The organism is Secundilactobacillus malefermentans, assembly GCF_008033155.1.
In the GTDB taxonomy this organism is placed as follows: domain Bacteria; phylum Bacillota; class Bacilli; order Lactobacillales; family Lactobacillaceae; genus Secundilactobacillus; species Secundilactobacillus malefermentans.
In genome coordinates this window covers 1,672,532-1,694,915 of sequence record NZ_CP042371.1, presented here as the reverse complement: position 1 = coordinate 1,694,915, position 22,384 = coordinate 1,672,532, and the positions used below count along the sequence as shown (strand labels likewise).

The 22,384-nt window shown below is 39.0% G+C and carries 23 protein-coding genes and 1 other RNA gene; 7 read left to right on the top strand and 17 right to left on the bottom strand.

From position 1 onward, the window contains the following. The first annotated feature begins 14 nt into the window (after window positions 1-14). From ssrS to FGL90_RS08260, 3 genes are all read left to right on the top strand, one after another. Window positions 15-201, top strand: a non-coding RNA gene (ssrS, locus tag FGL90_RS08270) — 6S RNA. Between the two features lie 73 nt (window positions 202-274). Further along, window positions 275-562: a hypothetical protein gene (locus FGL90_RS08265; protein ID WP_147657661.1), complete on the top strand. Its 288-nt coding sequence runs from the start codon at window positions 275-277 to the stop codon at window positions 560-562. 85 nt (window positions 563-647) lie between these two features. Continuing rightward, the gene (locus tag FGL90_RS08260; RefSeq protein WP_147657659.1) at window positions 648-1,121 is read left to right on the top strand and encodes a universal stress protein; all 474 of its coding nucleotides are present in this window, start codon (window positions 648-650) and stop codon (window positions 1,119-1,121) included. Window positions 1,122-1,214: 93 nt separating this feature from the next. Here the strand turns inward: FGL90_RS08260 and FGL90_RS08255 are convergent, their stop codons facing one another. Next, window positions 1,215-2,498: an ISL3 family transposase gene (locus FGL90_RS08255; protein WP_147656504.1), complete on the bottom strand. Its 1,284-nt coding sequence runs from the start codon at window positions 2,496-2,498 to the stop codon at window positions 1,215-1,217. 343 nt (window positions 2,499-2,841) lie between these two features. Between FGL90_RS08255 and FGL90_RS08250 the strand changes: the two genes are divergently transcribed. Both FGL90_RS08250 and carB read left to right on the top strand, forming a co-directional pair. After that, window positions 2,842-3,888 carry a carbamoyl phosphate synthase small subunit gene (locus FGL90_RS08250; RefSeq protein WP_010620666.1) on the top strand — a complete coding sequence of 349 codons (1,047 nt, stop codon included), beginning with the start codon at window positions 2,842-2,844 and terminating at the stop codon, window positions 3,886-3,888. Between the two features lies 1 nt (window position 3,889). Beyond that, the gene (carB, locus tag FGL90_RS08245; RefSeq protein WP_225423037.1) at window positions 3,890-6,769 is read left to right on the top strand and encodes a carbamoyl-phosphate synthase large subunit; all 2,880 of its coding nucleotides are present in this window, start codon (window positions 3,890-3,892) and stop codon (window positions 6,767-6,769) included. A gap of 242 nt (window positions 6,770-7,011) precedes the next feature. Here the strand turns inward: carB and FGL90_RS08240 are convergent, their stop codons facing one another. Both FGL90_RS08240 and FGL90_RS08235 read right to left on the bottom strand, forming a co-directional pair. Beyond that, on the bottom strand, window positions 7,012-7,578 hold the full coding sequence (locus FGL90_RS08240; RefSeq protein WP_010620664.1) for a DNA-3-methyladenine glycosylase I: 567 nt from the start codon (window positions 7,576-7,578) through the stop codon (window positions 7,012-7,014). 23 nt (window positions 7,579-7,601) lie between these two features. Continuing rightward, window positions 7,602-8,570 carry a DUF2785 domain-containing protein gene (locus FGL90_RS08235; RefSeq protein WP_010620663.1) on the bottom strand — a complete coding sequence of 323 codons (969 nt, stop codon included), beginning with the start codon at window positions 8,568-8,570 and terminating at the stop codon, window positions 7,602-7,604. Window positions 8,571-8,788: 218 nt separating this feature from the next. Between FGL90_RS08235 and FGL90_RS08230 the strand changes: the two genes are divergently transcribed. Further along, window positions 8,789-10,072: an ISL3 family transposase gene (locus tag FGL90_RS08230; RefSeq protein WP_125547835.1), complete on the top strand. Its 1,284-nt coding sequence runs from the start codon at window positions 8,789-8,791 to the stop codon at window positions 10,070-10,072. A gap of 61 nt (window positions 10,073-10,133) precedes the next feature. On the opposite strand, the gene FGL90_RS08225 is transcribed toward FGL90_RS08230, so the two are convergent. From FGL90_RS08225 to FGL90_RS08210, 4 genes are all read right to left on the bottom strand, one after another. Next, window positions 10,134-10,841, bottom strand: a complete 708-nt coding sequence (locus tag FGL90_RS08225) for a DUF975 family protein (protein ID WP_225423036.1) — start codon at window positions 10,839-10,841, stop codon at window positions 10,134-10,136. A 69-nt stretch (window positions 10,842-10,910) separates the two neighbouring features. Continuing rightward, a complete protein-coding gene (locus FGL90_RS08220; RefSeq protein ID WP_147657657.1) occupies window positions 10,911-11,447 on the bottom strand; it encodes a hypothetical protein in 537 nt (178 codons plus the stop codon). Between the two features lie 287 nt (window positions 11,448-11,734). After that, window positions 11,735-12,595 carry an ABC transporter ATP-binding protein gene (locus FGL90_RS08215; protein ID WP_010620660.1) on the bottom strand — a complete coding sequence of 287 codons (861 nt, stop codon included), beginning with the start codon at window positions 12,593-12,595 and terminating at the stop codon, window positions 11,735-11,737. Continuing rightward, the gene (locus FGL90_RS08210) at window positions 12,588-12,968 is read right to left on the bottom strand and encodes a GntR family transcriptional regulator (protein ID WP_010620659.1); all 381 of its coding nucleotides are present in this window, start codon (window positions 12,966-12,968) and stop codon (window positions 12,588-12,590) included. Before FGL90_RS08210 ends, FGL90_RS08215 begins: the two co-directional genes overlap by 8 nt. Window positions 12,969-13,193: 225 nt before the next feature. Here FGL90_RS08210 and FGL90_RS08205 point away from each other — a divergent pair, with 225 nt between their 5' ends. Next, the gene (locus tag FGL90_RS08205) at window positions 13,194-14,477 is read left to right on the top strand and encodes an ISL3 family transposase (protein ID WP_147656504.1); all 1,284 of its coding nucleotides are present in this window, start codon (window positions 13,194-13,196) and stop codon (window positions 14,475-14,477) included. A 76-nt stretch (window positions 14,478-14,553) separates the two neighbouring features. Here FGL90_RS08205 and FGL90_RS08200 read toward each other — a convergent pair whose 3' ends face one another. The 10 genes from FGL90_RS08200 to atpD form a co-directional block, all read right to left on the bottom strand. Next, window positions 14,554-15,426, bottom strand: coding sequence for an SPFH domain-containing protein (locus FGL90_RS08200; RefSeq protein ID WP_010620658.1), 873 nt, complete (start codon window positions 15,424-15,426; stop codon window positions 14,554-14,556). Window positions 15,427-15,554: 128 nt separating this feature from the next. After that, on the bottom strand, window positions 15,555-15,851 hold the full coding sequence (locus FGL90_RS08195) for a glycine cleavage system protein H (protein WP_010620657.1): 297 nt from the start codon (window positions 15,849-15,851) through the stop codon (window positions 15,555-15,557). Between the two features lie 18 nt (window positions 15,852-15,869). Next, on the bottom strand, window positions 15,870-17,075 hold the full coding sequence (locus FGL90_RS08190; protein ID WP_010620656.1) for an FtsW/RodA/SpoVE family cell cycle protein: 1,206 nt from the start codon (window positions 17,073-17,075) through the stop codon (window positions 15,870-15,872). A 92-nt stretch (window positions 17,076-17,167) separates the two neighbouring features. Then, a complete protein-coding gene (locus FGL90_RS08185; protein WP_010620655.1) occupies window positions 17,168-17,389 on the bottom strand; it encodes a DUF2969 domain-containing protein in 222 nt (73 codons plus the stop codon). A gap of 13 nt (window positions 17,390-17,402) precedes the next feature. Then, entirely contained in the window at window positions 17,403-17,681 is a 279-nt protein-coding gene (gene yidD / locus FGL90_RS08180) for a membrane protein insertion efficiency factor YidD (protein ID WP_010620654.1), read from the bottom strand. Between the two features lie 22 nt (window positions 17,682-17,703). After that, on the bottom strand, window positions 17,704-18,693 hold the full coding sequence (mreB, locus tag FGL90_RS08175; RefSeq protein WP_010620653.1) for a rod shape-determining protein: 990 nt from the start codon (window positions 18,691-18,693) through the stop codon (window positions 17,704-17,706). A 127-nt stretch (window positions 18,694-18,820) separates the two neighbouring features. Further along, a complete protein-coding gene (gene murA, locus FGL90_RS08170; protein ID WP_147657654.1) occupies window positions 18,821-20,131 on the bottom strand; it encodes a UDP-N-acetylglucosamine 1-carboxyvinyltransferase in 1,311 nt (436 codons plus the stop codon). 21 nt (window positions 20,132-20,152) lie between these two features. After that, a complete protein-coding gene (locus FGL90_RS08165; protein WP_076621483.1) occupies window positions 20,153-20,383 on the bottom strand; it encodes a DUF1146 family protein in 231 nt (76 codons plus the stop codon). Window positions 20,384-20,536: 153 nt separating this feature from the next. Continuing rightward, window positions 20,537-20,959 carry a F0F1 ATP synthase subunit epsilon gene (locus tag FGL90_RS08160; protein WP_010620650.1) on the bottom strand — a complete coding sequence of 141 codons (423 nt, stop codon included), beginning with the start codon at window positions 20,957-20,959 and terminating at the stop codon, window positions 20,537-20,539. An 11-nt stretch (window positions 20,960-20,970) separates the two neighbouring features. Further along, entirely contained in the window at window positions 20,971-22,383 is a 1,413-nt protein-coding gene (gene atpD, locus FGL90_RS08155) for a F0F1 ATP synthase subunit beta (protein ID WP_010620649.1), read from the bottom strand. Window position 22,384 lies beyond the last annotated feature (1 nt).

Here is a 22,384-nt window from a genome sequence, read left to right as displayed (position 1 = left end):
TGATAGTATGACCATAGGCTCTAGGGTGTACGCGTTATCTTCTTAAGTGTTGCCGAACAATCTTATTACATTGGGAACATCTTAAAGCTAGCGGCAAACATGCCTTTTAAGTTGGAAGTTTAAAGTTAGTTTTTTCGTTCCCACCTGCTTTTACCGCGGGCCAAAACTAACAGATAGTCTAACGGCACTATTAGAGCTTCAAAGTATGACTTTGAGGGACTGGTGAGCACTTGCGAACCAGTCTTTTTTATTTTATTTTTTTGGAGGTACCACTGTGTTAATTACTATTTTAATGATTATATTCATCCTTTTAATGTTAGGAATTAGTTATTATTTATTTAAGCACCGAAAACAATCGTTCATGGTCTTTCATCCTGAAAGTAATCCAAATTTGCAACATCTGCTGATCACAACGAGCTATTCTCTATTAATCATTAGTATCTTTGCAATTGTCGCAACAGCCACTAAAAGCACCATTTTAATTTCCATTGCACTGCTCCTTGGCGTTGTAGCGGTCATTGCGTTTGAACTCATGCTACTTACCTACTTTCCAAAGAAGTAAGCGCTTATCTTTTTTTGCCTTTTTGCTTTTTATTTATCATAAAATAACGTAAGATAGAGGTATAAAGAGATGAGGGGTGAATAAAATGTTACAACAATATAAAAACATTTTAGTTCCAGTAGACGGATCATATGAAGCAGAATTAGCTTTCAAGAAAGCGGTTGCGGTTGCAAATCGTAACGATGCTAGCCTACATCTAGTCCATGTAGTTGATACGCGCGCATTCCAAAATATTTCAAGTTTCGATACAACAATGGTCGAACAAGTTACTGATACAGCTAAAAAAACACTTGATAAGTACATTGAAGAAGCCAAGACCAATGGTATTGATAACGTTGATTATTCAATTGAATATGGTGCACCAAAATCGATCATCGCGAATGATATTCCAAAGGATCTTGACATCGATTTAATCATGATTGGTGCCACAGGATTAAATGCTGTGGAACGGCTTTTAATTGGTTCAGTTACTGAATATGTAACTCGTACAGCAATCTGCGATGTTTTAGTTGTCAGAACTGATTTGGAAAATAAACCAGCAAAAAAACCAGAAGAATAAAATTGTTTCATGAGTCTCGGGAGAAAATCCTGAGGCTCTTTTTTTGGGCTCTCTGTCAAATCCTGTTGATAGATAGTTTTACAGAACTAGAAGCTAAGCGGCTTCTAGTTCTGTTTTTGTATTTGGTTTTGTTCTCATTTGTTGAAGTTTGATCCGCGAGATTAAATGATGGAAATTTCTAAATCCAAACGCAGTCCGCTGAATCTGCTTAATCATCCGATTAATACCTTCAATTGGGCCGTTAGAATACTTAGATTCACTGGCATTCAAGACAATTTTCAGATTACTTTTAAACGTTTTTAGTGTTTCCTTCATTTGAAAACTTAGGTTTTCATTTTTGTAGAGATAGTGGACAATGCCATCTTTGTCATGATTTTTAAGACAGGACATGATACCTTGCAGCGCATCGTATGTGCTCGAAATAGTGTCATCAGTGTCAAGCCCCATTTGTACTCGCCCTTGTTGAGTTAACTGCTGTCGTAAATGACGATCATAGAAAGTTTGGCTGACTTCTAGTTCATCAATGTGCTTCAAATATAGTTTCCATGAGAACTTAAGCAGTCGATATTCGATAGATTTCTTGTCATATTTTTTCATTGTCTGAACTCTAGTCTGGTTGAATGCCCGCGTCATCATGGCGATAATGTGGAATCGATCAACGACAATTTCTGCGTTTGGAAACATTTCCTTAACGATATCTTTATAGTAACTATTGAGATCCAGAGTTACGGTTTGAACCCGTTTTCGGGTATTGATATGGAATTTATTAAAGTACTCAATAATGCTTTTTTTATAGCGATCCGGCAAGATTTGTTGAATTTCATGGTTGCTGGCACCGTTAATACAGATAAAGTGTAATTGACCACCAACACCGCGAACTTCATCCATCGCTAAATGCTCTGGTAAGTAATCATAATTCCGGCGGAATAAATCATCGTAATTATCTAAATAGCGACAAATTGTACTTGGTGATACACAATTATCTAAGGCGATGCTGGCCTGAGTCCGGTCGTCCTGCAAATGCATGAATATTTTCTGTCGTGTGGCTTGCGAAATGTTGCAATATTTATCAACTAGACTAGTGGATGCCATTATTGAAGCACCACAGTCTTTACAAACTAATCGTTCCTTATGCAGCTCAAGGTACACTGGCTCACTGGCATTGGCTGACGGGTACGAAGTACGCGCAATGTAGTGACCATTATGGTTTAGATGATTGAAACCACATTGGGGACATCTCACACAGTTAACTTTAACGTTGGCGATGTAAATCTTAGATTGTTTGTTTTTAATAGATTGGCTTTTATAAGCAAAAAAGTTAACGTTCTCGTCAGTTATGCTTAGGACGAACTTTATGGTATTATCAATAGGGTTCATGGGTTCTTATCTCCTTTAATGATGCTGTAGTGGGTGGATTTTATTGGATGGGGACCTGTGGGCTTTTAATTTACAAAAAAATCCTGTTAATAGATTACCACTCTGGCAATCCATCAACAGGAAAAAGTATAGAACCTTTTTTTGTGACAAAATGAGGAAAAAGCTTATTTGGTTTCATTTTATCTCAAGCGCCAGTTTTCACAAGTTTATGTATAAAGATACAAATATACATTAATAATTCTATCAAAACCCGTTCTATCCTGTTTTTATGTATATTTGTCTTGACAACTCCAATTTGAAAGACTAAGTTTATTAGAAATACATTAAAGAAAGGGTTGGCTATATGAAAAAATATTTAACATTAGAAACGGGACAAGTCTTTGTCGGAACTGCTTGTGGAGATACTATAGCAGAGCGCTGGGGCGAACTTGTTTTCACAACCAACATGACCGGCTATCAAGAAACATTGACTGATCCATCATACACAAATCAATTAGTCATGTTCACTTACCCACTTATTGGTAACTATGGTGTCCAATCTAATACTAGCCAATCTGAATCGGTTAAGGCCTCTGCAATGATTGTCCAGGAGTTAGCCCCTTCAATTTCCGATGAACCGAGTCTTGATCATCTGTTAAAAATGAATCACACTCCTGCAATAAGCGAAATTGATACTCGCCAACTCACAAAAATAATCCGTCAAGAGGGAACCATTCACGCTAGTTTAACAAATCAACCGGTAAAGGACTTTAACACCAGTTTTCAAAACCAAACCATTCTACATGATTTGGAAATTAAGCCTTTAGAGAGTCATCCTAATAAAAATTTACATGTCGTTCTCCTCGACTTTGGTGTTAAACACGGAATTATCGAATCTTTGGAAACCTTAGGGGTTACCGTCTCCGTTGTCTCACCATCAACAACACTCACGGCGATTGAAGCTCTCCACCCAGACGGGGTTTTACTTTCTAATGGCCCTGGAAACCCAACTGAGTACGCTAATTCGTTACCGCTCATCAAACAATTGGCCGATAAATATCCTTTATTAGGAATCTGTCTCGGACATCAATTACTTGCACTAGCAGAAGGCGCCACTACCTACAAGCTTCCATTTGGTCACCGAGGCAGCAACCATCCAGTTAAGAACCTCATTGATGGATCCTTTCAAATGACAACTCAAAATCATGGCTTCGCTGTGTCTGCGGCCTCAATTGCAGACACGCCACTGGAGGTCACTGCAAGCGAGCTCAACGATCAAAGTTGCGAAGCACTCCGTTTGCCAGGTAAGCCAGTATTCTCTGTCCAATATCATCCTGAAGCTGCTCCTGGCCCCCATGATGCTAAAAATGTTTTTACCAAATTCACCTCACTCATGAACGGAGGACATTAATATGCCTAAAAATACGACAATTCATAAAATCGTCATTATCGGTTCTGGTCCAATCGTTATTGGTCAAGCAGCGGAGTTTGATTACGCCGGCAGTCAAGCTTGTATCAGCTTGCAAGAAGAAGGCTACGAAGTAATATTAATCAACTCTAACCCCGCAACAATCAGGACCGACACAGATATTGCTGATAAAGTCTACTTGGAACCCCTCACCCTTGACTCCGTGAGCAAAATCCTTCGATCTGAGCTTCCCGATGCGATTGTCCCAACTATGGGCGGACAAACTGGACTCAACCTTGCCGTTGAATTGAGTAATTCTGGGATTCTTGAAGAACTTAATATTGCGCTTTTGGGGACCAGTTTAAAGACCATCAACCAGGCTGAAGATCGTGAAGCTTTTAAAGATTTAATGGTTGAGTTAAATGAACCTATTCCAGAATCTAAAACGGTGTATGATGTTCAGTCAGGCCTAGCCTTTGCAAACAAAATTGGGTTTCCTGTCATCATTCGTCCCGCCTTTACCCTTGGCGGTTCAGGTGGTGGAATTGCCAGCGATGAAGCTGAACTAACCACAATTTTAAAAGAAGGCTTATCATTATCGCCTTCAACGGAATGTTTAGTTGAGCAGAGCATTGCCGGCTACAAAGAAATTGAGTTTGAAGTCATGCGTGATTCAAACGGCTCCGCAATCATTGTCGCGGGAATGGAAAACTTTGATCCAGTTGGTGTACATACCGGAGATTCAATTGTTTTCACGCCAACTCAAACACTAACGGATAAAATCTATCAGAATCTCAGAGATGCCGCCTTGAAAATTGTCAACGCACTAAAGATTGAGGGCGGCTGTAACGTACAGCTAGCCCAAGATCCCAACAGTAATCAATACTATATTATTGAAGTTAACCCTAGAGTGAGCCGTTCCTCCGCATTAGCCTCTAAAGCAACCGGTTATCCAATTGCAAAAATAGCCGCAAAAATTGCTGTTGGTTTAAATTTGGATGAAATAATTAACCCCATTACAAAAACAACTTACGCCCTTTTTGAACCAGCTCTCGATTATATTGTTGCAAAAATTCCACGGTTTGCGTTTGATAAGTTTCCTGAGGCGGATAATACCTTGGGAACTCAAATGAAGGCAACTGGTGAAGTTATGGCGATTGGTACCCGACTTGAAGAAGCCCTATTAAAGGCTGTCCAATCACTAGAAGTAAGTCAGTCTGAACAAGTCGACTTGCTTTCAGCCTCAAGCGTTAAAAAATCGATTGCTGAGATTCTCCATGACGTCGAAACGCCAACATCAAATCGATTATTCGACTTATTCACTGCCATTAGTAAGGGAGCTAGTATTGAGCAAATTCATCAAGCAACCGCAATCGATCCATTCTTCATCAGTAAACTCGTCCATATTGTGAACATTCAGAAGAAACTGTTAACAGGTATGGTCACTGCACAATTGATTCTTGATGCCACAAAGCTTGGTTTTAATGACACCATGATTCGAACGCTAACTGGATTGACAGAATATAATCTGTTGAAACTTCACGAAATGGGTGATCAACAGTTGGTTTATAAAATGGTTGATAGCTGTGCCGCAGAATTTGAGGGCCAAACCCCCTACTATTACCAAACAGTTGGAACAGAAAACGAGAGCATTCCCGTTGGCAATAGCATTCTTGTTATCGGAGCTGGTCCCATCAGAATTGGTCAGGGAGTCGAATTTGATTACACGACTGTTCATTCTGTAAAAGCGATTCAAAAAGCCGGTTACAAAGCCATCATTGTCAACAACAATCCCGAAACCGTTTCAACTGACTTTTCAATTTCTGACAAATTATATTTCGAACCACTGACTTTAGATAGTATTATGAATATCGTCAAATTAGAAAAGCCCCTTGGCGTTATCGTTCAATTTGGTGGCCAAACTGCGATTAATCTGACCCAAGGGCTTGTCAATCAAGGCGTTAAAATCCTTGGGACGTCACTTAAGGGGATTGAAGAAACAGAAAACCGCCATGACTTTGAGGACCTTTTGCAAAAAGAATCAATTAAACATCCTAAAGGTGCCACGGCGACAACTATTTTTGAAGCACACCAAATTGTTTCTAAACTTGGCTACCCTCTGCTTGTTCGTCCTAGTTTTGTTCTTGGTGGCCGCGGAATGGCAGTCGTTCACAACGATTTTGAGTTACAAAAGTTTCTAAAACCAGCTTTTGCTGCTAGTGCCGGACAACCTATCTTGATTGATCAATACATTAGTGGTATTGAGTGTGAGGTTGATATCCTAAGCGATGGCGCAAACGTCTTCATTCCAGGTATTATGGAACAAATAGAAGCTTCTGGCGTTCACTCCGGCGACTCAATTGCCGTGTATCCACCACAGCATTTATCAATAAACCAAAAGCAACAAATCTGTGATACTGCCATTAAGATTGGTCAACAGGTCCATTGTGTCGGAATGATGAATATTCAGTTCATCGTAGCGGATGATGTTTACGTTATCGAGGTGAATCCTCGGGCGTCTCGGACCGTTCCGTTTATGAGTAAAACGACGCATCGTCATTTAGCTCAACTTGCCACTCAACTCATCTTAGGAGCTAGTTTGGAAGATTTAGCTTTACCAAGTGGCTTAGACACGGAACCTGAGAAAACTTATGTTAAAGCTCCTGTTTTCTCGTTTTCGAAATTACCTGGTGCCCCAACAGTCCTCAGTCCAGAAATGAAGTCCACGGGAGAGGTCTTGGGATCTGGTAATACGTTTGCCTCTGCTTTAAGCAAGGCCTTAATTGATAGTTACGGCTTTAATCCTAGTAAATCTGCAAATAAGGTTCTAGCAGTAGGAATCCCTAGTACGTTAAAAAAAGAAATTCTTAGCTCAGGTTTTTAAGTTTCTGAATTTGATTTTAAAAATAAAATTAGTGTTGATCAAGTTGCATTTGCAATCAGTTCAAAAGATGATTCTGAATTAGGTGAAGAATTAACTAGGTTTGCCCTAAGTCATCAAATTCCCCTATTCACTGCAAACGATACTGTCTCAGTAATTTCTAAATTGCATCAAAAAATCCGCGAAGTTGCGGGTTAATTTAAAACGGCCTCGGAAAAATTTCCGAGACCTTTTTAGATTCAACTTTATTGAAGTAGTTCTTGATGACGATAACAATCTAACCGATGATCATTGACAACCCCAACCGCTTGCAAGAATGAAAAACAAGTCGTTGGTCCAACTCTTAGAAACCCAAGTTGCTTAAACGTTTTGCATAATGGCTTTGTAAACTCTCTGATTGCCGTTAATTCCGTCAAAGTTCCGTGCAAATCTAACGGCGCTTCCCTAAAAGCTCCCCACACAAGTTCATTTAAGTCGCTCCCATCCTCTTCCAAGCTTTCGATTGCCTGCGCATTTGCAATCGTCGCATCAATCTTTGCATGGTTTCGAATAATTCGCTTATCTTCATACATTTTCTGCTGATCATTTAAGGACGTTTGACTTACCTTTTGAACATCAAATTGCTTAAACACTTCAGTTAAACCTGATTCAAACTTCAAAACGGTATCCCAAGCTAAACCAGCTTGAAAAATCTCTAACGTTAACATTTTAAATAATTCTTTATTGTCGTGGCAAGGGTTTCCCCACCGCTCATCATGATACTTCAATAATCTATCAGAACCCTCTGCCCAGTCACAACGATGCTTTTCCATAAATAATCACTCCAAGGTTTAGTTTACTCTTCAGGCGCGTTATTTATTAAATTCGTAATTTGAGTACTAAAATCATTTCTCATTCGCATATTTCCAAATAATCGGGCTTGATTGTAAATCTGATTCCACATACCCTCGGATTCTTTTTCTCTAATTAACATGAAATGTCGACTCCATTTTTTTAACTCTGTGACGACATAATCTTCATACAATTTATTTTTATTCGTAATGTTCGCAAGGTATGCTGAAATTCGATTGGTTTCGCCAAAAATAAGGGGCGTTTCCAATGACTTAAATCTTGAAAGTAGAATGCCCAACTCAAACAATTTATCTGCCCGGCGCAATTCGTCTCGACTAGCAAGCTCTTCAATTAAATTTCCAACATGAGTAAAAGCGTGAGCCCAACCCTGCATGCCAATGTACCCTCTCGTATCTGTTTCCAAAACCATGTAGAGTTCAAACTGATTCGTCATCTTCTGGATAATATCCGTACTTAAAAATGAATCGCCATTTCGGTCAATGAATGCAATAACTGACAAGAATAAAATAGCAAATGATCGCTGAAAAACCGCAGCATTTTGACGTTCTAAAATATGGCTGAATAAAATTTCATCCTGCAATAAATAATTCGTAATCATGAGTAATTGTTCTTTTGTAATGACGTGCAGTTGGATAGCATCATTTAAAAAGTAGTAAATCCCTTTATCTCTGATTTGGGGATTTTTTGATCCCAAATGAGAAACGAGTAGCATTAGTTGATCATCATCTATGCCCTCTAAATTATCCTCTTGAATTGCCGTATTTAACGTTACCAGCAACTCTTTTACACCGTCATCATTTGGTAGCTCAACGGCAGTCTTAGGCTGTTTTTTGATTCTCTTTATAACCCCATCAAGTTCTGTCCCCAAATTCCGGTAAATTTCTCCATGATAAAGTTGATCTTTTATTTCTGCTAATCTTCTTCGAGTTAGCTCAATTGTTTGATTTTCCAAATTACTCACCTACTAGTCTTTTCTACATTCTATCATTCTTTCTGGTTACAAAAAAATGTTTGGCAAATTGCCAAACATTTTCGGTTCTATACTTTTTCCTGTTGATGGATTGCCAGAGTGGTAATCTATTAACAGGATTTTTTTGTAAATTAAAAGCCCACAGGTCCCCATCCAATAAAATCCACCCACTACAGCATCATTAAAGGAGATAAGAACCCATGAACCCTATTGATAATACCATAAAGTTCGTCCTAAGCATAACTGACGAGAACGTTAACTTTTTTGCTTATAAAAGCCAATCTATTAAAAACAAACAATCTAAGATTTACATCGCCAACGTTAAAGTTAACTGTGTGAGATGTCCCCAATGTGGTTTCAATCATCTAAACCATAATGGTCACTACATTGCGCGTACTTCGTACCCGTCAGCCAATGCCAGTGAGCCAGTGTACCTTGAGCTGCATAAGGAACGATTAGTTTGTAAAGACTGTGGTGCTTCAATAATGGCATCCACTAGTCTAGTTGATAAATATTGCAACATTTCGCAAGCCACACGACAGAAAATATTCATGCATTTGCAGGACGACCGGACTCAGGCCAGCATCGCCTTAGATAATTGTGTATCACCAAGTACAATTTGTCGCTATTTAGATAATTACGATGATTTATTCCGCCGGAATTATGATTACTTACCAGAGCATTTAGCGATGGATGAAGTTCGCGGTGTTGGTGGTCAATTACACTTTATCTGTATTAACGGTGCCAGCAACCATGAAATTCAACAAATCTTGCCGGATCGCTATAAAAAAAGCATTATTGAGTACTTTAATAAATTCCATATCAATACCCGAAAACGGGTTCAAACCGTAACTCTGGATCTCAATAGTTACTATAAAGATATCGTTAAGGAAATGTTTCCAAACGCAGAAATTGTCGTTGATCGATTCCACATTATCGCCATGATGACGCGGGCATTCAACCAGACTAGAGTTCAGACAATGAAAAAATATGACAAGAAATCTATCGAATATCGACTGCTTAAGTTCTCATGGAAACTATATTTGAAGCACATTGATGAACTAGAAGTCAGCCAAACTTTCTATGATCGTCATTTACGACAGCAGTTAACTCAACAAGGGCGAGTACAAATGGGGCTTGACACTGATGACACTATTTCGAGCACATACGATGCGCTGCAAGGTATCATGTCCTGTCTTAAAAATCATGACAAAGATGGCATTGTCCACTATCTCTACAAAAATGAAAACCTAAGTTTTCAAATGAAGGAAACACTAAAAACGTTTAAAAGTAATCTGGAAATTGTCTTGAATGCCAGTGAATCTAAGTATTCTAACGGCCCAATTGAAGGTATTAATCGGATGATTAAGCAGATTCAGCGGACTGCGTTTGGATTTAGAAATTTCCATCATTTAATCTCGCGGATCAAACTTCAACAAATGAGAACAAAACCAAATACAAAAACAGAACTAGAAGCCGCTTAGCTTCTAGTTCTGTAAAACTATCTATCAACAGGATTTGACAGAGAGCCACATTTTCACTAATCTATTTAACTAAATGGCGATAGAAATTCGTATTCGTTGCGCGCATGTATGGCACAAGCCAAATGAAGCCGATACCCAATGTTATCCCGCTTAAAATGGCCCATCCTAGATAACTAAGTTGTAACACAAAATACTCGCCTTTATGGCCGTTCATCAGCGCCCGACTCTTGGTAATGCATTCGAGGTAGCGAACATCAGGATTTCCGCTATCGACAGAATCCTTATAGATTAAGTAAGCCTGTGAGTATGCGATGGACTTAATAATTCCTGGAATAATCAAAAGAAGCGTCCATAAAAACGTAAAAATGTAGGTTAACAAAGATATTGCTAAAGTAGAGGTGAAGTATTTTCTGCTGAACGTCTGAAATGCCTTTTTAAATGCGCTCTCTGGTGCATCATTGCTGCGTAACCAATCAACAAATGTATAACTGATGGCCACGTAAATAAAACTGGCAACAATATTGAATGCAAAAGATCCAGCAGAGTGACCGCCACCGCTGTACCGACTCGAAGCATCAAAGGCAGATTCGAAGCTTGTTGATTTCACAGCCATTTGAATTGCAAAACTAACAATTCCGGCAGCAACTGTCATAAAAATTGAAATAATAATTGGTATTAGGTTCAGTAAAATTGCTTTACCCCAATGACCTCGAAGCGTTTCTTTCACTTCTGTTTTTAGTTGTTTTCTTGAAATTTGTGCATCCATCATATACTCCCCATTCTTATGCTTTATTTAAGCGTACCAGAAGGACCCACTTTGCACAATAATATACGTTCATTAATCAGTTCTAACTTTTAATTTTAAATTAAAGTACCTAGACACAAACAGCATAATGGCGATGAAAATAGTACCAGAAACCATTGGGGCAAACGGATTAAAATGCTCTTCCACTGGATGAGCGCCTGCGCCAACGATGACCTTAGCAAAGTCATAAATCCAAGTGGTGCTGAATAAATGAATGTTCAGATTACTAATATAAATTGCTAACACAATTAAGAAAATAGGTGTTCCGATAATAATAATCAACTTCATTCTTCTTGAAAATAACGACATGATTGATCCTACTGCCATTCCCAGCGCCGTGATGCTTGCTAATCCGAAAAGGACCACAATTGTTGTTAAAACATAATCCAATAGTTCATTTCCCGTATAATGCCCGTATAGCAACGAAAGCATTGAACTGGCAACCGGGTTTCCCTCATACGAAATCTGTAATGTATCCGAACTGTTGCCTGTTCCAGCTATTGGCAAATAAATGGCGTACAAATATACCAAATTAATCGCTTCAATGATTAAAATAGTTAACTCCGGCAACTAGCAACTTCCCAAGCCAATATGTCTTACGACCAATGCCGTTTTGAATCAAAAAATTAAAGTGATTGTCGTTAAGAGAAAAATAGAAAAATAGGAAGAAACCAGCAACTATTGAAAATTGTTGGGAAGATAGCTGATTCGCCAATGAAAAATCACCAATAGTTCCTGAGATTAGCGAGAATAATGCAGGTAGTATCAGGGTTATTCCGATAAGCCAAAGGTAAACTAACATCAAACTTCTTATGCTAATCCTGAATAAATACTTATAAGTCGGCGCTAGATTCATCTTAATTCTCCCCCTCATTTGTTAAATTAATAAATAATTTTTGCAAGTCCATCGACTCAATCGATACGGTATCCGGCAATATTTTGTCATCCATATCACCGAATACATAATTTGCCTTAATTTTACCAAGTGAATCGTGACCTATCACATTGAGTCCGGCAGTATAGGAATCAACATCTGCCTCTGGTCCGGTAACGGTATGGGCTTTTGCTAATGTTTCATCCACCCCACTATCAATCAAGATCTTGCCATTTTTTATAATAAGAACGTGTTCTACCAAATTGGCTACTTCTTCAATCAAATGAGTCGATATGACAAAAGTCCTTGGCCGATTAGCATAGCTTTCCATTAATTCTTTATAGAAAAGATCTCGATGGTTTGCATCCAATCCCAATGTCGGTTCATCAAGAAAAATGTATTCTGCTGAAACTCCCATAGCAACCAGCACTTTAAAAATCGTTCGATAACCAGTAGAAAGTTTTCCAATTCTAGCGTTCAAATCAAGTCCGAATTCACCTGCCAACCGATTAGCCAAGTCAAAATCAAACTTTCCATACATCTTGTCTGTTTCATTAAAAACCTGAAAAACCCGTAACCGTGAATTATACAGACTGACCTCACTCATTAAGTACATTTTTTGAAGGATTTTATCATTGTTTTGGATTGATTCCCCATCAACCGTGACGGTACCACTAGTTAACGGAATTCGATTAGTCATAATACTTAACAATGTACTTTTTCCGGCGCCATTTCGGCCAAGTAATCCATATATCTTATTTGGCTCAAGTTTAAAATTTAATCCCGCCAGGACTTCCTTTTTCCCAAATTGTTTTGTCACATTTTTAATTTCAATACTACTCATTTTTCTCATACCCCCGCTCAATCATTTCGATTAATTGCTTTTCCGTTAGTTTTAACTTTTGAGCTTCAACAACCATTCCACTAACATAATCATCGAAAAATTCATTCTGCCGTTTCATTCTAATCCGCTCCTGTGCATTCTTTTTGACAAACATGCCTAATCCACGATGCTTCTCAATAATCTCTTCGCTCACCAGAATATTCATCCCTTTTAAAACCGTTGCTGGGTTGATATGAAATTGACGCGAAATTTCTGTCGTCGAAGGGACTTGATCGCCTTCGCTGAAACCGTTCATAAATATCGCTTCTTCAATTTGCTTTGCAACTTGAAGATACAAAGGTTCGTTACTGCTAAAATTAAAGTCAAACTGCATAAAATCACCCCACTTCTTCGGTTAGTTGCTTATGTGACTAACCATATAACTAGACAACGTCCTTGTTAAATAAAAATACCGATTCAATTGGTTCTATACTTTTTCCTGTTGATGGATTGCCAGAGTGGTAATCTATTAACAGGATTTTTTTGTAAATTAAAAGCCCACAGGTCCCCATCCAATAAAATCCACCCACTACAGCATCATTAAAGGAGATAAGAACCCATGAACCCTATTGATAATACCATAAAGTTCGTCCTAAGCATAACTGACGAGAACGTTAACTTTTTTGCTTATAAAAGCCAATCTATTAAAAACAAACAATCTAAGATTTACATCGCCAACGTTAAAGTTAACTGTGTGAGATGTCCCCAATGTGGTTTCAATCATCTAAACCATAATGGTCACTACATTGCGCGTACTTCGTACCCGTCAGCCAATGCCAGTGAGCCAGTGTACCTTGAGCTGCATAAGGAACGATTAGTTTGTAAAGACTGTGGTGCTTCAATAATGGCATCCACTAGTCTAGTTGATAAATATTGCAACATTTCGCAAGCCACACGACAGAAAATATTCATGCATTTGCAGGACGACCGGACTCAGGCCAGCATCGCCTTAGATAATTGTGTATCACCAAGTACAATTTGTCGCTATTTAGATAATTACGATGATTTATTCCGCCGGAATTATGATTACTTACCAGAGCATTTAGCGATGGATGAAGTTCGCGGTGTTGGTGGTCAATTACACTTTATCTGTATTAACGGTGCCAGCAACCATGAAATTCAACAAATCTTGCCGGATCGCTATAAAAAAAGCATTATTGAGTACTTTAATAAATTCCATATCAATACCCGAAAACGGGTTCAAACCGTAACTCTGGATCTCAATAGTTACTATAAAGATATCGTTAAGGAAATGTTTCCAAACGCAGAAATTGTCGTTGATCGATTCCACATTATCGCCATGATGACGCGGGCATTCAACCAGACTAGAGTTCAGACAATGAAAAAATATGACAAGAAATCTATCGAATATCGACTGCTTAAGTTCTCATGGAAACTATATTTGAAGCACATTGATGAACTAGAAGTCAGCCAAACTTTCTATGATCGTCATTTACGACAGCAGTTAACTCAACAAGGGCGAGTACAAATGGGGCTTGACACTGATGACACTATTTCGAGCACATACGATGCGCTGCAAGGTATCATGTCCTGTCTTAAAAATCATGACAAAGATGGCATTGTCCACTATCTCTACAAAAATGAAAACCTAAGTTTTCAAATGAAGGAAACACTAAAAACGTTTAAAAGTAATCTGAAAATTGTCTTGAATGCCAGTGAATCTAAGTATTCTAACGGCCCAATTGAAGGTATTAATCGGATGATTAAGCAGATTCAGCGGACTGCGTTTGGATTTAGAAATTTCCATCATTTAATCTCGCGGATCAAACTTCAACAAATGAGAACAAAACCAAATACAAAAACAGAACTAGAAGCCGCTTAGCTTCTAGTTCTGTAAAACTATCTATCAACAGGATTTGACAGAGAGCCATTCAATTAAGAATCGGTACCTTATCAGTCTATTTCATTCGATCTGTATTAATCACTGGTTGTACGCCGCGTTCTGTGATTATTGATACCATCACATTATTAATTAAGCGTAACTTTTCCGCATCGGTAATTTCAACCTTTGCTTCTGCTGCTAAACGTTCAACCGCTTCTCGCGTAATTGAAACCGCACCGTCAACAATAATCTTTCGTGCTGACAAGATTGCTGTTGATTGCTGTCTCTGTAGCATGGCACTTGCAATCTCAGTCGCATATGCCAAATGAGTCAGTCTCGTTTCAATAATTTCGACGCCCGCAACCTCAAGTCGGTTTTGAAGCTCTTTTGTCAGTTTATTAGACACTTCCGTGGAATTTCCACGTAAGGTCAATTCATCTTCACTTTCAAATGTATCATATGGATATTCAGTTGCAATGTGCCGGATTGCAGATTCACTTTGAATTTCAACAAACTCCTCGTAATTATCAACTGAAAATAACGCATTTGCTGTATCAACTACTTTGAAAACAATAACGGCTGCAATTTCGACTGGATTTCCTTTTGAGTCATTAACCTTCAAAATTTGACTATTAAAGTTTCGTACTCTGAGGGAAATTGATGACTTATGGGTTAACGGAACCGTTAAGAAAATTCCTGAATCCGCAATGGTTCCGATATAACGACCAAAGAACGTCAGTACACTTGCCTCATTTGGCTGCACGATTGTTAACGACGATGCACCTAATAATGCAACCAGAATTAACAATGTCCCCAAGAAGATAAGCCCAAATCCTGCACTAGCGCCAGCGCTCCCCAAGTACAGTAACCAGGCGCCTCCAATAAAAGCGATAATAGCGACTATCAAACCTAAGAAACCATTTACATGAAAAACTGATTTTTCCTCCATAAAATTCCACTCCTCCACTTAGTTGATTCATCATAAGTGTAGCACAGCCAATCCAAAAACCATAAATTCACATTTGGAAAATAAAAAAAATTCCCAAAATAAATCTTCGGGAATTTTTCTTGTTTTAATTATTTAATTTCAACTAGCCATGCATCAGCTTCGTTGCTGCTATTTAAAGCATCAACATCATCATTTAATTGTGGGTTAACGGCTGATACTTCACCAGAAATTGGACTCTCAATATCTGAGACAGCTTTTTCGGCCTCAAGACTAATGAGGGTTGCACCTTTTTCAACCTTGTCGCCAACCTCGGGAAGCTTAGCAAAAGTAACATTGCCCAACTCGTCTTGGCCTGCTTTTGTTAATCCTACTCGAGTGGCGCCAGAAGCATCTTTGGTCCATAAATACTTAGCTTGTTCTTGCATAATATATACGCTCCTTGATTATTTAAAATTTTCGTTACGGCTAAACATGTAACTCCTATAATGATACCGCATCGACATTATTAATCCAATCCCAATTAGATTTCCAATTAGTGCAGAACCACCCTGGCTGACAAATGGTAGTGGAATACCGGTCAGTGGAAGCAGTCCAATACTCATTCCAATATTTTCAAAAACATGGAATAGAATCATCATAATGACACCAGTTGAAATATAGGCATAGAAGACGTTTTTTGTATCAAACGTCACTCGGATCATTTGATAAATGAGTAAAAAATACAGCAGTATCAGAATACAACCACCAATAAAGCCAAAGTTCTCACCAACAACTGAAAATACCATATCTGATTCACGAACCGGAACATAAACGTGTGACACGTTAAAGCCAGTCCCAAAAATACCACCCGAACCAATGGCCTTCATACTTTGCCAAAGCTGATACCCTTCGTTTGAGACCTCTGAAGAAGGATGTAACCAAGTATCAACTCGAGAAAATTGATACGATTGAAATCCAAGCGATTCCAATATCTTCCGGCCACCAGTACTAATCACTAAGGTCAATGCAGTTCCACCTATGACCGCAATCGCTGAAAAAGCCGGTACTAAAATTTTCCAGGTAATTCCTGCAACCAGTGCAACCCCTCCGGTAATGGCAAAGAAAACCAACATTGTACCAAAGTCATTTTGCAATCTTAATAAAACAGCAACTGGAAGTGTCCAGAGAATTAATTTCCCTATTAAAATCCATCCTGAACGAGCATTGTGAATCGGATAGTCTCGATTATGCTCACTTACTTGTCTAGCTAACATCAAAATAAAAGCCGGTTTCATAACTTCTGATGGCTGGAAAGTCAAAGGTCCAATAGCGAACCAAGATCTGGCACCAGTTTGGACGTAATAACTTCTACTATAAAATATTAAGACTAATGCTAATAGCAATAATCCGCCCCAATAAGCAATTGGTGCAATTTTCCAGAGTTGTTCTGAATCAAATTGCATAATAATAATGATTGCTATGGTCCCAATTATATACCAGACTAATTGCGAAACAATTTGGCTAACCACACTCGTACCACTTGTATCGTGTGAGGCCGCAACGTAAATCGAACCAAGCCCAATAATTGCAAGCATCAGAACGCAAAAAATTATGCCATAATCAATTCGAGACTCAGTGTTGGTCTCATTTCTGCGAGCTTCTTCTGACACAAAAGCGCCTCCTTTTAATTAACTCTTTCCATTATATCGATATACTAGAAAACAACCGATATTTTAAGAGATTTTAAATAAAAATTAGCGAATTATCCATGATGAAGATGATATTCTTTCAGCAAAGACTCAACGGCTTCATCTAACGTTTTATACCGCATGGGGCTTTCGCCTTCTAGACTAGCGTCAAATCGATCGTCGGCTGGTCGAACTTCACCAATTTTGCTTTCGCCGATTAGGACGTCAGTAACAGTAATATCCCCATCTTCTCTTTCTTCTATGTTAACTTCAATTGGTCGATTTTTTTTTGCCATGTGTTACTCCTTTTTATTTGTCTAAATGCATTTGCTTCCGATATTTTTCAGCTGCTTCCTCATTCCGTCGTAAACTAAAATGATCAGGAACGGGATCATAACCACCTTTGACAAATGGCTGACACCTTAGAATTCGAGCAACACCCATCAAGGTTCCCTTTAAGGCACCATGTTTTTTTAGAGCGCTAATCATATAGGCAGAACAAGTCGGCGAATAGCGACAATTAGGTGGAAAAAGAGGTGAAATAAACTTTTGGTAGCCTCTCACGAAAATGATAAATAAACTTCGCATAATCCCTCCTAATTTCCTATCCCTACTTTTTACTGGTTCCCATGTGTTCGAGTAAAATTCCAGCTCCCTTTGCCACATTATCAAGCGGGCTTTCTGAAATAATAACGGGTACTTTTAATTCTTTCGCAAAAAGTTTATCAATGCCATCTAGCAATGCGCCACCACCGGTTAACATAATACCGCGATCAATAATATCCGCTGCAAGTTCTGGAGGTGTGATTTCTAATACTTCTTTAGCAGCCACAACAATTTGCATAATCGTATCGTGCAATGCTTCTTCAATCTCAGCAGCCGAAATAGTTAGTGATTTAGGCATACCTGATACAGCATCACGACCTCGAATTTCCATCGTTTCATTATTATTTTCATCAGGGAAAGCAGAGCCAATCGTAATTTTAATATTTTCAGCAGATCTTTCACCAATAATCAGGTTATATTTTCGTTTGATATAGCCCATGATATCCGTATTCATTTCGTCTCCAGCAACCCTTACTGAATTGCTAGCAACAATATCACCCAATGACAGGACAGCAATATCACTTGTCCCACCACCCATATCAATGACCATGTTCCCGCGTGGCTTAAAAATATCCATACCCGCGCCAACTGCGGCAACCTTAGGCTCTGCTTCTAAATAAACTTTTGCGCCACCAGATTTTTCGGCAGCCTGAACAATTGCTTTTCGTTCAATTTCAGTAATATTTGTTGGCGCACAAATCATAATATTAGGTTTGGACATGAAGCCCTTTACACTTAACTTACTAATAAAATATGAAAGCATACTCTCTGTAATATCAAAATCAGAGATAACGCCATCTTTTAAAGGACGAATGGCCCGGATATTACTTGGTGTTCGGCCTACCATTCGATACGCCTCTGATCCAACTGCCAATACCTTATCCGTCTTTGTGTCAATCGCTACGACTGAGGGTTCGTTTAATACAATACCCTTGCCAACTACATAAAGTAATACATTTGCTGTCCCTAAATCAATACCGATGTCTTTTGCCATCCTGTTATTTCCTCCTGAAAAATCAAATTCCAACCGCTAAATTATACCATACCCGTGCGGTTTCTTCGCCTGTTATTATCAAATCATAAAAAAGCCGAGGCAATTTGCCTCGACCCATTTAACAAATTTACTTAATTTCGTTTGCTTTTTGCTTAATTGTCACCTTTTGTGGATCTTCGACATCAACTCGCTTAATTTCGGCGCCTAATGCTTGAAGCTTTAGGTGGAAATCGTAGTAGCCACGGTCAAGATACTTCAAATTAGTGACTTGTGTATACCCATTTGCTACTAAGCCGGCCAACACAAGTGCAGCTGCAGCTCTTAAATCTGTCGCAGCGACCTCTGATCCGTTGAAAGTTGTAGGGCCATACATCATAACCGAACGACCCTCAATTTTATAATTTGCATTCATCCGACGAAGCTCTTCGAGATGCATGAATCGATTCTCAAAAACAGTCTCAGTCATTGTGCTTGTTCCGCTAGCAGCTAGTTGTAGAACCGTCATTTGGGCCTGCATATCAGTTGGAAATCCTGGATATGGTAAAGTCTTAACGTTAGTAGGCTTTAATACCTTTGGCCCAACGACCCGAATGCCAGCCTCTTCATCAGAAACCGTAGCACCCATTTCTTCTAATTTAGAAATTAATGGCTTGTTATGTTCAATAATACCATCCTGGATCAAGACGTTACCACCCGTCAAAGCAGCAGCGGTCATAAATGTACCAGCTTCAATTCGATCTTGCACAATGCCGTGTTCCATTCCGTGCATTTCACTAACACCATCCACACGAATGGTCTCGGTACCAGCTCCACGAACCCGGGCGCCCATCTTATTCAGTGCGTTAGCTAAATCAACAATTTCAGGTTCTCTCGCCACGTTTTCAATGACAGTCGTGCCTTCAGCTAAAGTTGCCGCCATAATAATGTTTTGAGTTGCACCAACACTAGGAAAATCAAGATAAATATTACTTCCAACTAATTTATCAGCAAATGCTTCTATGTATCCGTCGTGTTGTTCAATGGTTGCGCCTAAAGCTTCAAATCCTTTTAGATGTAAATCAACGGGACGTGTTCCAATAGCGCATCCACCTGGCATAGCTACTTTAGCATGACCAAATCGTGCAAGTAGTGGTCCCATTACCACGATGGAAGCTCTCATTTTAGATACATACTCAAAGGGTGCTTCAGTTGAAAGCTCTTTAGTTGCGTCCAAATCAATTTTTCGTTCATTCTCGTTGAAATCAACATCAATGTTCAAAAACCTCAAAACATTATTCATTGTGAATACATCCGATAAAACAGGAACATTACTAAGTTCCACAATACCTTTACTAGCTAAAATTGAAGCTGCTAGAATTGGTAAAACGGCATTTTTTGCGCCTTCAATCTGGACGGTGCCCTTTAACTGATTCCCACCGTGTACGATAATCTTTTCCATGAGTTTGCCTCCGTAAACTACTTATTTTAGTAAAAATGTTAAATTCTGAACGTTGTCGATAAAGTTTAAAAAGAAACTACTGCAAGTATATCCAATTGTTACTGACAACATCACAATTAGAACTTTAGCTTGACTAGGATACAATTGCATGCGTCTCTCAATATGTAACCCTTGTATTGACCAAAAAGCAATCAATATAAAAGCCAAGTGACTAATCAAATTTATCAAAGATTGTGTGCCAATCGATTTCATTTGTATAATTCCCTTCATCATCTAATTTTCAATATAACATATTAATGTAAACTTGTCGCTTCAAACACTACCCATAAAGCCATTTGTAATATTACAAATTTACTTGCTAGATACAAAAAAGAGATTACCTCTAAAGGCAATCTCTTTTTTTGGTTACTTATTAGCCACGTTAATTCGGTTAATGGCCCGGCGTAAAGCAACTTCTGCACGATTCATTGTATCTGTATCGTGAGCTTCTTTTGCTTTACGAAGTCTTTCCTCAGCTCGCTTTCGAGCACTTTCAGCACGAGAAACATCAATGTCGCCTTGCTTTTCAGCACTATCAGCAACGATAGTAGCAACATTCTCAGAGAATTCAATGAATCCCCCATTAATAGCGATTTCATCTTTATTGCCATCGCCACGATCAACTCGTGCCTCATCTACTGCTAAAGAAGCAATTAGAGGGACGTGATTAGGCATAATTCCCAATTCACCAGCCTTAGTTTTCACTACGATCATGGTTGCTTGGTCATCATATACCTTACCATCAGGAGTCACAATACTAACGGTTAATACTGATTTATTATCAGCCAATTAGACCCCTCCTATTTGGTTGCGTCAGCAGTCATTTTTTTGGCATTGGCTACAACGTCCTCAATTGGACCACAGTTACGGAAAGCATCTTCAGGAAGGTCATCATACTTACCATCAAGAATAGCCTTAAAGCCCTTAACTGTTTCAGCAACTGGCACATATTTACCAGGTAAACCAGTAAACTGTTCGGCAACACTAAATGATTGTGACAAGAAGAATTGAATACGACGAGCACGGTTAACAACCGTTTTTTCATCGTCAGACAATTCATCCATTCCTAAAATAGAAATGATATCTTGTAGTTCACGATAGCGTTGTAAAACATGTTGAACTTCAGTTGCAACTTCATAATGTTCTTGACCAACAATCTGTGGGTCAAGGGCAGTTGAAGTAGAAGCCAATGGATCAACAGCGGGATAAATCCCCATTTGCGTCAAAGAACGTTCCAAGTTAGTGGTTGCGTCCAAATGGGCAAAAGTGGTTGCTGGAGCTGGATCGGTATAATCATCAGCAGGAACGTAAACGGCTTGAATTGAGGTAATTGAACCCTTCTTCGTTGACGTAATTCGTTCTTGTAACTGACCCATTTCAGTTGCCAAAGTAGGTTGATAACCAACGGCTGAAGGAATTCGGCCAAGTAAGGCAGAAACTTCCATACCAGCTTGAGTAAATCGGAAAATATTATCAATGAATAAAAGAACGTCTTGTCCCTTAACATCACGGAAATATTCAGCCAACGTCAACCCAGTCAAGGCGACACGCATACGCGCACCAGGAGGCTCGTTCATTTGACCATAGACCATGGCCGTCTTTTCAAGAACTCCTGAGCCCTTCATTTCAAAGTACATATCGTTACCTTCACGGGTACGTTCACCAACACCGGTAAAGACGGAAATACCATTATGACCTTGAGCAATATTATGAATTAACTCTTGAATCAAAACGGTTTTACCAACTCCGGCACCACCAAACAACCCAATTTTACCTCCACGAACATAAGGAGCTAAAAGATCGATAACTTTAATTCCTGTTTCCAAAATTTCTGAAGTAGGATTCAATTCGTCGTATGCAGGTGCATCACGGTGAATTGGTCGACGCTCAGCATCGGCACCAAATTCTGCTCCACCATCGATTGGATCTCCGAGAACGTTAAACACACGACCCAAAGTTTCGTCACCTACTGGTACGGAAATAGAAGCTTGAGTATTCTCAACTTCCATTCCACGACGTAAACCATCGGTACCGTCCATAGCAATAGTTCTCATTACACCGTCACCCAGTTCAAGGGTAACTTCTGTAACTAAAATACTACCATCATCTTTTTTGATGTTAAGAGCGGTATTAATATCGGGTAATTTTTCGCTCAACGGGAATTCAACATCAATGACTGGTCCAATAACTTGGACAACTTTACCAGTACTCATT